The 13,956-nt window shown below is 70.7% G+C and carries 13 protein-coding genes and 2 pseudogenes; 8 read left to right on the forward strand and 7 right to left on the reverse strand.

Annotated elements, in window-relative coordinates; translation table 11 throughout:
- Positions 1-4 precede the first annotated feature (4 nt).
- Positions 5-253 (reverse strand): hypothetical protein, encoded by a 249-nt coding sequence (locus ACFY0T_RS00730; RefSeq protein WP_388863418.1) that lies wholly within the window; start codon positions 251-253, stop codon positions 5-7.
- A 107-nt stretch (positions 254-360) separates the two neighbouring features.
- Positions 361-1,650, reverse strand: coding sequence for an ROK family protein (locus ACFY0T_RS00735; RefSeq protein ID WP_388863420.1), 1,290 nt, complete (start codon positions 1,648-1,650; stop codon positions 361-363).
- Positions 1,651-1,819: 169 nt separating this feature from the next.
- On the opposite strand from ACFY0T_RS00735, the gene ACFY0T_RS00740 reads away from it, so the two are divergent.
- The 4 genes from ACFY0T_RS00740 to ACFY0T_RS00755 are packed head-to-tail and all read left to right on the forward strand — an operon-like array spanning position 1,820 to position 6,381.
- On the forward strand, positions 1,820-3,133 hold the full coding sequence (locus ACFY0T_RS00740) for an ABC transporter substrate-binding protein (RefSeq protein ID WP_388863422.1): 1,314 nt from the start codon (positions 1,820-1,822) through the stop codon (positions 3,131-3,133).
- A 5-nt stretch (positions 3,134-3,138) separates the two neighbouring features.
- Positions 3,139-4,137, forward strand: a complete 999-nt coding sequence (locus tag ACFY0T_RS00745) for a carbohydrate ABC transporter permease (RefSeq protein ID WP_388863424.1) — start codon at positions 3,139-3,141, stop codon at positions 4,135-4,137.
- Between the two features lie 16 nt (positions 4,138-4,153).
- Positions 4,154-4,993, forward strand: a complete 840-nt coding sequence (locus tag ACFY0T_RS00750) for a carbohydrate ABC transporter permease (RefSeq protein ID WP_388863426.1) — start codon at positions 4,154-4,156, stop codon at positions 4,991-4,993.
- A gap of 29 nt (positions 4,994-5,022) precedes the next feature.
- Positions 5,023-6,381 (forward strand): GH1 family beta-glucosidase, encoded by a 1,359-nt coding sequence (locus tag ACFY0T_RS00755; protein ID WP_388863428.1) that lies wholly within the window; start codon positions 5,023-5,025, stop codon positions 6,379-6,381.
- Positions 6,382-6,404: 23 nt separating this feature from the next.
- On the opposite strand, the gene ACFY0T_RS00760 is transcribed toward ACFY0T_RS00755, so the two are convergent.
- Both ACFY0T_RS00760 and ACFY0T_RS00765 read right to left on the reverse strand, forming a co-directional pair.
- On the reverse strand, positions 6,405-7,352 hold the full coding sequence (locus tag ACFY0T_RS00760; protein ID WP_388863430.1) for a phosphotransferase family protein: 948 nt from the start codon (positions 7,350-7,352) through the stop codon (positions 6,405-6,407).
- Between the two features lie 118 nt (positions 7,353-7,470).
- Positions 7,471-8,109 (reverse strand): hypothetical protein, encoded by a 639-nt coding sequence (locus ACFY0T_RS00765; protein ID WP_388863431.1) that lies wholly within the window; start codon positions 8,107-8,109, stop codon positions 7,471-7,473.
- A gap of 234 nt (positions 8,110-8,343) precedes the next feature.
- Between ACFY0T_RS00765 and ACFY0T_RS00770 the strand changes: the two are divergent.
- Positions 8,344-8,791, forward strand: a pseudogene (locus ACFY0T_RS00770) (diguanylate cyclase); the annotation flags it as partial.
- Here the strand turns inward: ACFY0T_RS00770 and ACFY0T_RS00775 are convergent.
- Positions 8,788-9,594: a DUF3626 domain-containing protein gene (locus ACFY0T_RS00775; RefSeq protein WP_388864188.1), complete on the reverse strand. Its 807-nt coding sequence runs from the start codon at positions 9,592-9,594 to the stop codon at positions 8,788-8,790. The pseudogene ACFY0T_RS00770 and the gene ACFY0T_RS00775 overlap by 4 nt on opposite strands.
- Positions 9,595-9,768: 174 nt before the next feature.
- Here ACFY0T_RS00775 and ACFY0T_RS00780 point away from each other — a divergent pair, with 174 nt between their 5' ends.
- A complete protein-coding gene (locus ACFY0T_RS00780) occupies positions 9,769-10,263 on the forward strand; it encodes an FBP domain-containing protein (protein ID WP_388863433.1) in 495 nt (164 codons plus the stop codon).
- Positions 10,264-10,340: 77 nt separating this feature from the next.
- Here ACFY0T_RS00780 and ACFY0T_RS00785 read toward each other — a convergent pair.
- Together ACFY0T_RS00785 and ACFY0T_RS00790 are read right to left on the reverse strand one after the other, a co-directional pair.
- A pseudogene (locus tag ACFY0T_RS00785) lies at positions 10,341-10,637 on the reverse strand (hypothetical protein); the annotation flags it as partial.
- Between the two features lie 115 nt (positions 10,638-10,752).
- Positions 10,753-11,349, reverse strand: coding sequence for a TIGR03086 family metal-binding protein (locus ACFY0T_RS00790; protein ID WP_388863435.1), 597 nt, complete (start codon positions 11,347-11,349; stop codon positions 10,753-10,755).
- A 113-nt stretch (positions 11,350-11,462) separates the two neighbouring features.
- Between ACFY0T_RS00790 and ACFY0T_RS00795 the strand changes: the two genes are divergently transcribed.
- Positions 11,463-12,725, forward strand: coding sequence for an aromatic acid exporter family protein (locus ACFY0T_RS00795; protein ID WP_388863437.1), 1,263 nt, complete (start codon positions 11,463-11,465; stop codon positions 12,723-12,725).
- Between the two features lie 65 nt (positions 12,726-12,790).
- Positions 12,791-13,849 (forward strand): hypothetical protein, encoded by a 1,059-nt coding sequence (locus ACFY0T_RS00800; RefSeq protein ID WP_388863439.1) that lies wholly within the window; start codon positions 12,791-12,793, stop codon positions 13,847-13,849.
- Positions 13,850-13,956 lie beyond the last annotated feature (107 nt).

Consider the following 13,956-nt stretch of genomic DNA (forward strand, 5'->3'; position numbering starts at 1 on the left):
CGGGTCAGCCGGAGGACTCGTCCGGGTCCGGGTGCTCGGGGTGGACGGTGTCCGAGCGCGGGGTGCCCTGTCGGCCCGTGCCCGCCTCGTCCGTGTCCGGGACGTCCGTGGCGGGCGTGTCCTCGTCGGCGCCTCCCGAAGCGGGACGCGCGTCCCAGGGGTCTTCCTCGTCCTCGTACGCCTGCTGGTCCGGCATGTCCCGCGGGATCGGCTCACCGTTCTCGCCGGGACCCTCCAGTCGCTGTTCGGTCACGGCACTCCATTCTTCAGCAGGTCGGCGCGGCCCGCACACGCTGGCCGGGCCGTCTTGGGCCCGGCGCGAGTACCGCAGGGGTGACCAGCGAAACCGCCCGCACGGGATCAGTGCGGAGCGCGCTCCTCCAGGGCCGTGCGCCAGGCGGGTGACCTGCCCTCCTGTACGGGCTCGGCGCGCCGGCCGCCGCGCGCGAAGAAGTCGGCCAGGGGCAGGATCGCGGCGCCGACGGTGACGGCGTCCGGGCCGAGTTTGCCGAGGTCGATGGAGACGCGCTCGGCGGGGTAGCGCAGGGCGTACGAGGCCGCGTACCGGCGTACCGCGGGCAGGAAGCGGGTGCCGAGCTGGAGGCCCGCCCAGCCGCCGATGAGGATCCGCTCGGGCTGGAAGAGGTTGATCAGGTCGGACAGGCCCGCGCCCAGGTACTCGGCGGTCTCCTCCAGGACGGCGAGGGCCACCGGGTCGGGCTCGCCGTCCCCGGCCGGATAGGCCGCGGCGAGCATCGCGGTGAGCGCGGTCTCCTCGTCGGTGCCCTCGGGGGGGCGTCCGCCTTCCTCGCGCCAGCGGTCGAGGAGCGCCTCGGCGCCCGCGTACGCCTCCAGACAGCCCAGGGCGCCGCAGCGGCAGCGGCGCCCCCTGACCCGTACGGTCAGATGCCCCCACTCGACGGACCGGCCGTTCTCCACCTCCTCCGTGACGAGGCAGGCGCCGACGCCGGAGCCGAAGAGGACGACGACCGCGTTGCGGGCGCCGCGTCCGGCGCCGAACCACATCTCGGCCTGGCCGAGGGTCCGGGCGCCGTTGTCCGCGAAGTACGGGACGGTGTCGGGGAGTTCGCAGGCGGAGCGGAGCAGGGATTCGAGCGGGACGGCGTCCCAGCCGATCGTCTGGCCGTGCACGACCGCGCCGCGCTCGGCGGTGCGGGCGACGATGCCGGGGACGCCGATGCCGACGCCGAGGAGCCGCTCGGGGGCGATCTCCGCCTCGGCGAGGACCTCGGCGATGCCGTCGCGGATGTGGCCGACGATGACGTCGACGTCGTAGCCCTGGCGCTCCAACGGCCGTTCGGTGCGGGCGAGTTCGGTGAGGGTCAGGTCGAAGAGCTCGACGCGGACGCGGGTTTCGCCGACGTCGACGCCGATCATGTGGCCGCTGCCGGGCGCGACGCGCAGCAGGGTGCGCGGGCGGCCGCCGTCGGAGTCGACGCTGCCGGCCTCCTCGACCAGTCCGTCGGCGACGAGTTCGGCGACCACGTTGCTGATGGATCCGGAACTCAGTCCGGTGGCCGGGCCCAGCTCGTAGCGGCTCATCGGCCCGTCGAAATACAACCGTTGCAGCACGGCCGTGCGATTGCCCCGCCGCAGGTCACGCACTGTCCGTCCGTTCCGCCCCGCCATATGAATCCCTTCCGGACTGCCCGACCTGCAAGATACCCCTGCGCGATCCCTTGACGCGACTTTCTTCCGGGTCTTAACTCACGTCCTAAATTAAGCCATGAGGGTCGTTCGGGAAGTGAACGCGCACGGCTCTCGCGGCTCTCCCTCCGGGAAAGGGACACAAGCAGCCATGCGCAGAATACGAGCCGCGGCCGCCGGTGCGGTCACCATCTCCCTGCTGACCGCCGCGACCGCCTGTGGCGGCGGCTCGACGGGCGGCGGGTCCAACGACTCGCCGAAGACGCTCACCTACTGGGCCTCCAACCAGGGCGCCAGCATCGAGATCGACAAGAAGGTCCTCCAGCCCGAACTCGACAAGTTCGAGAAGCAGACCGGGATCAAGGTGAAGCTGGAGGTCGTGCCCTGGTCGGACCTGCTCAACCGGATCCTCACCGCGACCACCTCCGGTCAGGGCCCCGACGTCCTGAACATCGGCAACACCTGGAGCGCCTCCCTGCAGGCCACCGGGGCGCTGCTGCCGTGGAACGCCAAGAACTTCGACAAGATCGGCGGCAAGGACCGCTTCGTCGACTCGGCGCTCGGCTCGACCGGAGCGCAGGGCAAGGACCCGGCCGCGGTGCCGCTGTACTCGATGGCGTACGCCCTCTACTACAACAAGAAGATGTTCGCCGACGCGGGCATCGCCAAGCCGCCGGCCACCTGGGACGAGCTGATCGCCGACGGCAAGAAGCTCTCCAAGGGCGGCAAGTGGGGCCTGGGCGCGGAGGGTTCGAACCCGTCGGAGAACATCCACCACGCCTTCGTCTTCGCCAAGCAGCACGGCGCCGACTTCTTCACCGCCGACGGCAAGGCCGACTTCACGAACGACGGGGCGGTCGCCGCGGTCCAGCAGTACGTCGGCCTGATGGCCAAGGACAAGATCATCGCGCCGGGCAACGCCGAGTACGCGCAGAACCAGTCCGTGAGCGACTTCGCCAAGGGCAAGAACGCGATGCTGCTGTGGCAGTCGGCGTCCGCCAACCTCACGTCGCAGGGCATGAGCGAGGACGCGTACGGCATCGCGCCGGTGCCCGTGCAGTCCGGCACCCCGGGGACCGGCACGAACGTCAACTCGATGGTCGCGGGCATCAACCTGGCCGTCTTCAAGAACACCGACAACCTCGACGGCGCCACCACGTTCGTGAAGTTCATGACCAGCGACGGGGAGCAGAAGATCCTCAACACGGCGTACAGCTCGATCCCGCCGGTCAAGGCCGCCCAGGCGGACGCCACGTTCAACACCCCGTCGAACGCCGTCCTCAAGGACACCCTGGCCCAGAGCGCCGCCGCGCTGCCGCAGGTCGCCGACGAGTCCCAGTTCGAGACAGCCGTCGGTACGGCGATCAAGGGGCTGTTCGCCGACGCGGCGGCCGGACGCCCGGTCACCGCGTCGTCGGTGAAGGCGGCGCTGGAGAAGGCCCAGCAGCAGATGCCGACGAAGTGAGCACGATGACCACCACCGTTGACGTCGGTAAGCCGGTGGGCAAGGGCTCACCCGGTGCGGCGGCGGCGCGCGACCCGCGTCGCCGCCGCACCGGGCGGATCCGCCGCATCGGACTGCCGTACCTGCTGCTTCTGCCCGCGCTGATCCTCGAGCTCCTGGTCCACCTCGTGCCGATGGTGATCGGCATCGTGATGAGCTTCAAGGAGCTCACGCAGTTCTACATCCGCGACTGGGGCACCGCGCCCTGGTCCGGCCTCGACAACTACAAGGTGTCGGTGGACTTCGACGCGCCCGTCGGCGAGGCGCTGCTCCACTCGTTCCTCGTCACCGTGGGCTTCACCCTGCTGTCGGTCGGCCTGTGCTGGCTGATCGGCACCGCGGCGGCGATCTATATGCAGGACACCTTCCGCGGCCGGGGCCTGCTGCGCGCCCTGTTCCTCGTCCCGTACGCGCTGCCCGTGTACGCGGCCGTCATCACTTGGGTCTTCATGTTCCAGCACGACAACGGCCTCGTGAACCACGTCCTGCACGACCAGCTGCACCTCACCGACAAGCCGTCCTTCTGGCTCATCGGCGACAACAGCTTCATCGCGCTGCTCACCGTGTCCGTGTGGAAGGGCTGGCCGTTCGCCTTCCTCATCGTCATGGCAGGGCTGCAGAACATCCCGGGCGAGCTGTACGAGGCGGCCGCCCTCGACGGGGCCGGGATGTGGCAACGGATCCGCCGCATCACGCTGCCGTCGCTGCGCCCGGTCAACCAGGTGCTGATCCTGGTCCTGTTCCTGTGGACGTTCAACGACTTCAACACGCCGTACGTCCTGTTCGGCAAGACGGCTCCGGAGGCCGCGGACCTCATCTCGGTGCACATCTACCAAGCCTCGTTCGTCACCTGGAACTTCGGCAGCGGCTCCGCCATGTCCGTCCTGCTGCTGCTCTTCCTGCTGATTGTGACGGGCGTCTACCTCGTGCTCACCTCACGCGGACGGAGGGCCGCCGATGCCTAGGTCCGTGGTTTCCCCGATGGCCCCGCCCCGGTCCTTCCTCTGGTCCCGGCGGATCTTCTTGACCCTGCTCACCGGGTTCGTCCTGGTGCCGGTCTACGTCATGGTCTCCAGTTCGCTGAAGCCGCTCGCGGACGTCTCGGGGAAGTTCCGCTGGCTGCCGAGCGGCCTGACCATCCGCCCGTACATCGACATCTGGTCGACGGTCCCGCTCGCGAAGTACTTCGTGAACTCGCTGATCGTGGCGGGCGCCGCGACGGTCTGCTCGGTGGTGATCGCGGTCTTCTCCGCCTACGCCGTCAGCCGCTACCAATTCCGGGGCAAGCGCGTCTTCACGGTCACCGTGCTGTCCACGCAGATGTTCCCCGGCATCCTCTTCCTGCTGCCGCTGTTCCTGATCTACGTCAACATCGGCAACGCCACCGGCATCGCCCTGTTCGGCTCACGCGGCGGGCTGATCCTGACGTACCTGACCTTCTCCCTCCCGTTCTCGATCTGGATGCTCATCGGGTACTTCGACTCGGTGCCGCGCGACCTGGACGAGGCGGCGCTGGTGGACGGCTGCGGACCGCTCGGCGCGCTGTTCCGGGTCGTCGTGCCGGCCGCGATCCCCGGCATCGTCGCGGTCGCCGTCTACGCCTTCATGACCGCGTGGGGCGAGGTGCTGTTCGCGTCGGTGATGACCAACGACACCACCCGCACACTCGCCGTCGGACTGCAGGGCTACTCCACGCTCAACGACGTCTACTGGAACCAGATCATGGCCGCCTCACTCGTCGTCAGCGTGCCCGTGGTCGCGGGCTTCCTGCTCCTGCAGCGCTATCTGGTCGCCGGACTGACGGCCGGGGCCGTCAAGTGACCAACTCCCTTGATTCTGAGAGGACTTCTGTGAGCATCGACCTCGCCGCACTCCCGCACGACTTCCTGTGGGGCACGGCCACATCGGCATACCAGATCGAGGGAGCCGTGGCGGAGGACGGCCGTTCACCGTCGATCTGGGACACCTTCTCGTACACCCCCGGCAAGATCGACAACGGCGACGACGGGGACCATGCCTGCGACCACTACCACCGCTGGCGCGAGGACATCGGGCTGATGCGGCAACTCGGCGCCAACGCCTACCGGTTGTCCATCGCCTGGCCCCGCGTGGTGCCCGGCGGCGACGGTCCGGTCAACGCCAAGGGGCTGGACTTCTACGACGCGTTGATCGACGGCCTGCTGGAGGCGGGCATCACGCCCTCCGTCACGCTCTACCACTGGGATCTGCCGCAGGTGCTCCAGGACCGGGGCGGCTGGCCGGTCCGCGACACGGCGCACCACTTCGCCTCGTACGCGGCCGTCGTCGCGGAGCGGCTGGGCGACCGCGTCCAGCACTGGACCACCCTCAACGAGCCGCTGTGCTCGGCCTGGATCGGCCATCTGGAGGGCCGGATGGCGCCGGGCCTGACCGACCTCACGGCCGCGGTCCGCGCCTCCTACCACCTGCTCCTCGGCCACGGCCTGGCCGCCCAGGCGGTCCGCGCCGCCGTACCGGGCGCACAGGTCGGCATCGTCAACAACCTGTCCAGCGTCGAGGCCGCCACCGACCGCCCCGAGGACATCGCGGCGGCCCACCGGCTGGACGGTCACACCAACCGCTGGTGGCTCGACCCGGTCCACGGCCGCGGCTTCCCGGCGGACATGCGCGAGGTGTACGGAGTCGAACTCCCGGAGCTGCCCGGCGACTTGGAGACCATCGCCGAGCCACTGGACTGGCTGGGCCTCAACTACTACTTCCCCTCCACCGTCGCCGACGACCCGACCGGACCGGCGCCCCGCGTCCGCACGGTCCGCCGACTCGGCGTCCCCCGCACCGGCATGGACTGGGAGGTCGACGCCGCCGGCATCGAGAGCCTCCTGCTCCGCCTGACGGAGGACTACGGCGCCCGCAAGCTGTACGTCACGGAGAACGGCTCCGCCTATCCCGACGTCGTACGCCCCGACGGGACCGTCGACGACCCCGAGCGCACCGCCTATCTCGAACAGCACCTCGCGGCCTGCGCGTCGGCGGTCCGCAAGGGCGCGCCGCTCGCCGGCTACTTCGCCTGGTCGCTGCTCGACAACTTCGAGTGGGCGTACGGCTACGACAAGCGCTTCGGGCTCGTGCACGTCGACTACACGACACAGAAGCGCACGATCAAGGGGAGCGGCCACCGGTACGCGGACATCATCCGGGCGCACGGCGGGAGGGGGCGCAGCGCGGCATAGGCCCTGATTTGCCGGGGCAGGCGTTAGCCGAGTTCGTCGAGGGCGGCGAGCAGTTCCGGGGCCACCGCCTCGCGCACCCAGGCGACCTGTTCGGCGCCGTATGCGCGGGGCACCGTCTCGACGAGCATGATCAGGTAGAGGTAGCTGCGATAGAGGGCGAGGCGCTGTCGGGCCGAGGAGTCGAACTCGGACCGTCCACCCGCCCCTTGATAGCCCGTCAGGAAATCCTCGTCCCGCTTGATGTCGCCGAGCAGGGCCAGGGAGACGAAGTCGGCCAGGGGGTCGCCCCAGAACATGCGCTCGCCGTCGATCAGACCGCCGATCCGGGGTGCCGCCGGCGCGTGGTCCACCAGGATGTTGCCCCGCCACAGGTCGAAGTGGACGAGGCGGGGGACGGTGACCTCGTCCAGGGCGTCGTACGCGGTCTTCGCCGTGCGGGCCACCTCGTCCGCGGGGCGGGGCAGCCAGGCGTCGTAGCGGCGGGCGTCGTCCAGGACGGCGTCGTACATGGTGGTGAAGGCGGTCCGCCAGTCGGGGGCGAGGGGACCGAGGGCACCGGAGGGATAGCCGAAGCCGGGGCCGGTCACGCTGTGGAGGCGGGCCACGAGATGACCCAACTCCCCGCGCAGAGACCCCTGTTCACCAGGTTCCAGGTCACCCCACGGGCTGCCCGGGCAGTGGGTCATCAGGAGGTGGCGCTCGCCTGCCGTGACCACTTCGGGCGCGGGTACGCCGACCGCCGCGGCCGCCCGGTAGAACTCCGCCTCCGACACAAGGAGTTCCCGCTCGTGGCTCAGGCCGGGGGTGGTGGCCGACGGAGGGCTCTTCAGGACGTACCGGGTGCCGTCGCCGAGTCGTAGCTCCTCGACCGTGTTGTACGTCCCGCCCGACAACGCCCGGCAGTCCACGAGGCCCTCGGGCGGCAGCCCCGCCGTCTCGAGAACCCACCGCGCCCGCTCCCAGGTGTCCACCGCAGTCCCCCTTGTCGCCGGTGGACCCACTCTGCCAGGTGGGCCCACCGGCCTGCACTCCTTATCCGGCGGCCCACACGTCGGCGTGCGCCTGCGGGACACGGGACGTACCTCCGGCTCACTTGATGCCGCCGGTCCAGTGCGGGTCCTCGGCGAGCATGTCCTCCCCGATGTCACTGCGGCTGAAGGTGATGACCAGGTCGGTGCCGTAGGTCTTGTCGATCGCGCCCTCGTTGGTGAAGGTGCCGGTCTTGCCTGGCGCGATGCGGCCCGTCATCGTGCGCGATCCGTTGTCGACCGAGAGGGTGTCGACCTCGCCGCCGTTGCTGGCGCCTTGCTCCTGCTCGTACACGTTCTCGAGGTCGAACGGACGCTTGGTGGCGTTGTCCACGGTCCAGGTGACGCGGTACGCGGTCTGGTCGGCGTCCGGCCGCGAGTCCCACTCGCCGAAGCGGATGAGCTTCCGGATGCTCGTGACGGTGATCTTCACCCCGTCGTCGTAGGTGAACGCGTCGCCGACGGCGAGCTCGGTGTCGGGCTGGTTGTCGGTGGGCGTGGCGGCGTCGCCGCACTGGTCGATCCAGTCGGACTGCGACAGCGTGGAGTCGGGCCCGCAGTCGGGCGTCTGCTGGGTCCGGGTCTCCTTGCCGGCCGTCGCGTGCGGGGCGCGTTCGGCGTGGCCCTGGCTGTTGTCGGAGCAGGCGGTGAGCGCGGCGGCGACGAGGGCGGCGGTGAGTAGTGCGGCTCTGGCGTGCATGGTGCCCCCAAGAACGCTTCGGGTGGCCCGTCATTGTGGGGAGGTATCGAGAGTCCGACCAGAGTGTGCGCAGGGTTCGTGGCCGACTCGTAATGGGGACAAATGCCGTTCCCCGGAAGGATGTTGACCCGCGAACATCGCGCTCCCCAGGCGCCTCTCCTTACTCTCGCGGGCACCTCGGGGAGAGGAGACCCGCCGCGCGCCGTCGCGGCCCGCCGCGGCGTCCACCCGCGTCCCGCGATGGCGGCGGAGTGGGGCGAAGCGCCGGGCCGGCTGCGGGGCCGGAACGTGCTCGACCTGTTCCGGCCGCAGGAGGCGATGCAGGTGGAGCGGATCGCCCAGGCGCTGCGGCTGCACCACCGCTCCCGGTGCCCGATCTCGGCGCGCTGGGACGCGGCCGACGGGGGTGCGGCGCCACGGTGAGCTGACCGCGGACCCCGTCAGCGACAGCGTCGAGGCGTCCACCGCCCTGCTGGCCATACTCCCGCGCGGGCGGCGAATGCCCCGGCAGCATCGAGCCGTCCGCCCCGACCGTCGGCGCCGCCGAGGCCCGCCCGCATCCTGGCGCTGCTCGCCGGGGCGCGACAACGGCGCAGGCCGCCCGGGAGACGGGCCGACCGTGGACGGCGTCACCTGTCACCTGCGGCGGCTGTCCGAGCGCTGGGGCGCTGCCAATGCCTAGCCGGTGGGGGTGCTGAGGCCGAGCGTATGGCCACCCACTGCCGTGCCCGCGCCCTGAGGGGCGCCGAAGCGGGCGAGGCAGTGCCACACCATCTTCAGGTCCTGCGGTGCGTACCGTCCCGTACGTGCCGCGTCCCCGATGATCCGTGGGTCGAGGTATCCGCCCTCGGCGATCCGCGCGCCGAGCTCGACGAACTCCGGACCGCGAAAGTCGGGGTGGCGGCGCAACTCCTCGACGGAGAGCCGGTATCCGGGATGCCACTCCACCGGGCACGGCAGCCGCAGGGCCGCGGCCTCGACGGGTGTGCCACGGTATGAGGCGTCGAGGACCAGGGCCTCCATGTCCCGGGCCAGGACGACCCGGCCGTGCACATGCGCCTCGATGTAGTCGTCGAGGGCGTCGCGGTCGTCCGCCTCGGCCAGCGCGATGAGGGACATGCCGGCCGCCACTCCGAACGCGGACGGCTCGGCGGCGCTGTCGGGGTAGCAGAAGGTGGCGCGCCGCAGTGCCGCGCCCGTCATGCGGAAGTGCGAGGAGCCGAACCGGGGTGATGCGCCGACGAGTTGGCCGCGGAAGTTCAGCCCGCCGTACACGGGGCGCTCGTGCGCGGGCGCGGCGTCGTACGCTGCGCCGAAGATCCGGCTCTCCCAGCGCCAGCGATCACCGCCGGGGTGTGCGGTCAGCCCGCCGTTGCTCGCGCCCGTGACGAACTGCGAGCGGTACGTGCCGTCCTGGGCCAGCGCCTGCAGGATCGGGAGCCCACGTACGAGCCGGTCGGGGTGGAAGTTCAGGGTCACGCGCATTGCGGGATCGACCGCCGGGCCGCACGAGCGGGCCGCGACGTGACGCAGTGCCCGCTCCTGTGGTGTGCGGCCGTTCCCGAAATCCACTGGATCTCCCCCATGAGGCTATGTAGCTTAGGGCAAAACCTAGTACCCCTAGGTTTCACGCATCGATGCCCCAGGAGAACTCCCCCCATGAGATCACTCACCGAGCAGGACATCCGCAACTCATTTATCAACTGCTCCAAGGGTGAGGCCAAGCGCCTGGCGATACCTCGCGACCTCGACGAACGCCCCTGGGACGACCTGGACTTCCTGGGCTGGCGAGATCCCGGAGCGCCCGACCGCAGCTATCTCGTCACCGAGCGGGACGAGGGTCTCGTCGGCATCACCCTGCGCTTCCCCTCCTCCCAACGCGGCTTCCTGCACCGCAGCATGTGCTCGCTGTGCCTGACGACCCACCCGGGCAACGGGGTCTCGCTGATGACGGCCCGCAAGGCGGGCGCGGCCGGCCGCGAGGGCAACTCGGTCGGCGTCTATATGTGCGGCGACCTCGCCTGTTCCCTTTACGTACGAGGCAAGAAGGTCCCCGAGTCCGGGAGCCGCTTCGAGGAGAGCCTCACCATGGAGCAGCAGATCGCCCGCACCGTGGGCAACCTGTCCGCCTTCCTGGACAAACTCATGCGGTGAGCATGCCGCGTGAGCCAGGGGCCCGCCTTGGCGCCGTCGGCGTCAGTTCTCCCCGACGACGAGCACATCTTGCCCCGGTTGTCGCGTCGCTCCGGGCCCTCGTGGGCCGCGCGCGCCTGGTCCAGCGGGAGCACGGTCTCGACCGATACGCGGTACCTGCCGGCCGCGACCCGGTCGGCCGGCTCGCCCAGGTCCTCTCGGGGGTCGTAGCCGTGGATCTGCAGGTTGGTGAGCTGGAATCCGAGGACGGCCGCATTCTTGGGTTCACATCCTCGCCCGCCTAAGGGAGGGCGATTCCCACCTGCCGCGCCGTTGCCGGGCGCGGCTTCGGGTGGAAACAGGGCTAAGGCATATCCAGACCGGTGCCATTTCATGATCCAAGGCGCCCGTGCGTGGCTCGCCCGGACCACCGGTCAGGCCTCCCACCGGGGCTGGGGAAAGCCTCGCGGCAGGCGCTGTGGTTTCCCCTCGACTCCCGGCGCGCCGGCTTCAGGACGCGGCGGGCGTCCAGTGCGGGTCGCGGCCGAGGAACGCGAGCAGCGTCTCGGCCCGGCTCGAGCCCTCGGGCACCTCGCGCGCGGCGGCGAACACCCCGAACGAGTCCCGCAAATGATCGGCGAGCCGCTCCGCCGCGGCCCAGATGCCGTCGGCCAACTCCTCGTCCAGCGGCGCGTCCTGGCCCGTCGCGACGGCGATGTCCCAGGCGTGCACGGCCGCGTCCATGGCGCCCGCGGCGGCGGCCAGTCGCATCGGCAGCGGTCCCAGCGGGGTCGCCACCTCCTCCGCGTCGGCGGGCAAGGGCGCGTAGGTGTCCGCGACGTCCCGCAGCACCTTGTCGAGCGCCGCCCCGGCGTCGGCGTCCAGCGCGTCGGCGGGCCGGAAGGGGTCGGAGTCGGGCCACCCCGCGCCGGTGATCGCGGCACCATACGCCTGCTGATCGAGTCGCGCATGGTTGAGGACCTGGCGTACCGTCCACTCACCGCACGGCGTAGCCGCACCCCACGCCCCCTCCGGAACGGCCGCGACCACCTCGCGCAGGTAGGTGTGCGCCCGCGTCAACAGTTCGATGCCCTCGACGTTGCTCATCCTGGTCCCCTCCTGGTGCCCGGCTGATGGACAACAATCTAGGCTCGCTTGCGGACAGATACAGTCCTCAAGGACAACGTTCGGTACACCTGTGGAACGGGAAAAGCCCAAGGATGCGAGAGGTACGTGAGGAGTGGGCGACATCGGTCGCCCAGCTCGTGAAGCGACGCCGGGAGCCCGTGGTCGTGCAGACCCTGAGGTCGACGGCTGCCGCGACGATCGCGTACGTCGTCGCCCTGCATCTCAGCCCCGAGCCCGCGCCCCTCACCGCGCCCCTGACCGCGCTGCTGGTCGTGCAGGTCACCCTGTACGCCACGATCACCACCGGTGTCCGGCGTGTGAACTCCGTGGTGGCCGGTGTCGTCATCGCCATCGGCTTCAGCAGTCTCGTGGGGCTGACCTGGTGGAGCCTGGCCTTGATCATCCTGGCCTCGCTGGTGGTCGGGCATTTCGTACGGGTCGACGAGTTCGTGCCCGAGGTGGCGATCAGCGCGATGCTGGTCCTCGGCGTCACCAGGGTGGGCGACACGGCGTGGGCCCGAGTGGTGGAAACGCTGATCGGGGCGGTCGTGGGACTCGGCGCCAACCTCGTGTTCCCGCCTCCGGTCTGGGTGAGCGAGGCCGGGGAGTCCATCGAGGACCTGGCACGCCGGATGCGGCAGTTGATGCTGCGGATCGGCGAGGAGGCCGCCGGCCGCACCCCCTTCCAGCTGGCGGCCGAGCGGCTGCACGAGGCACGCCGCCTCGACCACGACATCATCGAGGTGGACGCGGCGCTGCGGCAGGCCGAGGACAGCCTGAAGCTCAACCCGCGCGTCCGTGAGGGACTGCTGCACCGGGTCGTGCTGCGCACCGGGCTCGACACGCTGGAGATCTGCACGGTGGTTCTGCGCGTCCTCGCGCGCAGCCTCACCGATCTCGCCAAGGAGCGCGAACCGCAGCCGCTGTTCGAGCCGCAGGCCGGGGCCGCCCTGGAGCAGCTGCTGTCCGAGGTCGCCGACGCCATCGTCAGCTTCGCCGTCCTGGTCACCACCGATGTGAGCCGCAGCGCCGCCTCGGCGGAGGCCCGGCTCAGCGCGGAACTCACCACGGCGGCCGCCACCCGCGACAAGCTGGCCCAGCTCTTCCTCGAAGAGGTCCAGCGGGACGCCGGCCTGTGGCAACTGCACGGCGCCGTCCTGACCGAGGTCAACCGCCTCATCGACGAGCTCGACACCGAGCACCGCACCCACCGGCTCCTGGAGGAGCTGGACCGCTGCACCCAGGAGGAGCGCGAGCGCCGCCCGCACCTCACCCGCCTGCGGCGCCACCTGCGCCTCCCGCCGCCACTGCGCCGGAAGCGGAACCGCCCCGCTGCTTCTCGTCGTTCTACGTGACGTAGCGGTACGACGCCGACGAAGCGTGTGGCGTCGGAGAAGCGATACGACGAGGGGGCGGGCGGATGACCGAGGGCACCGTGCGGATCGACGGGAACACACTGCGACTGCCGGGCGGGGTGCAGGTGCGGTTCATGCGGACCCTGCGGCTGCCCGAGAAGGGCACGCACGCGCTGCCCCCGGGGCTCGGCGAGTTCCCGATCCGCCGGGTCGAGGACTACGCGGACACCGTGCCCGCCGCATGGCGGGCGCGCGGCGGTGTGATGCTGCCGGTGTATCTGCGGGAGGCCATGTGGCTGAGTTTCGCCGGGACGTCGGAGCCGGCTGCCCTGCAGGTCGGCGTGGGCAAGGTGTGCGCGGTCTCCGGCAAGCCGTGGAGTTCCCGGCTCACCCGGGACCCGCAGAACTATGTGGTGCTGCCGCGCCAGCCATGGCTCGACGGGATCAACTCCGGGAAGGGGACCGTCCGGCAGTTCGTGGCGGTGCCCCTGGGCCTGGGCGCCACCGTCGAGGGCCAGGTCACCGGCGAGGAGGTGTGGGGCGGCGTACAGCTGCAGTCGTTCCCGCTCAATGACACGGAGCTGGCCGCGTGGCGCGAGGCCGAGCGCCGCAGGGCGGAGGCGATCAGGGACATGCCCCTGCCGGCCGGTGGGTACGGCGCGGCGTTCCCCATGGCCGCGCCCGCCGCACCGGGCGCCGCACCGGCGCCCGCGGGTGCTCCGGCGAGCCGCCCGAGGAGTGCCCCCGCGATGGGCCTCGGCGTCGGCGGCTCCATGCGTCAGGAGGTCTACCGGGACGACCGGCCGCTGAAGGCCTGGGCCAAGGAGCCGGCCGGACGCGTGTTCGTCCATCTCGTGACACCTCCGGAGTGGCGTCGCATCACCGGCGAGGCGCCCCCGCCGTCCCCGGTGGACCGCGCTGCCTACACTCGGGCCGGCCTCCCGTGGTTCGACTACTACGACCAGGACGCCACCGACCTGGCCCCGACGGACACGCTGGGTTCGGTGCAGCCGGTCGGCGACTGGATCGGCGACGACCACGAGCCCTGGCAGCAGCCCTCGCCCCACCAGGTGAAGCCGCTGGGGGACGCGCCGGGCAAGCCGGTCGAGGACGGCGACTGGTAGTCGACCACGGGCGACTGTTCATCGACAACAGGTCGTTGCAGTGTGTGCAACGACTGTTGCCGTTCTTGCACTCCACGGGTGTCGCACGCCAAGGTGGCTCTCACAGC

The organism is Streptomyces sp. NPDC001530 (genome assembly GCF_042894545.1).
In the GTDB taxonomy this organism is placed as follows: domain Bacteria; phylum Actinomycetota; class Actinomycetes; order Streptomycetales; family Streptomycetaceae; genus Streptomyces.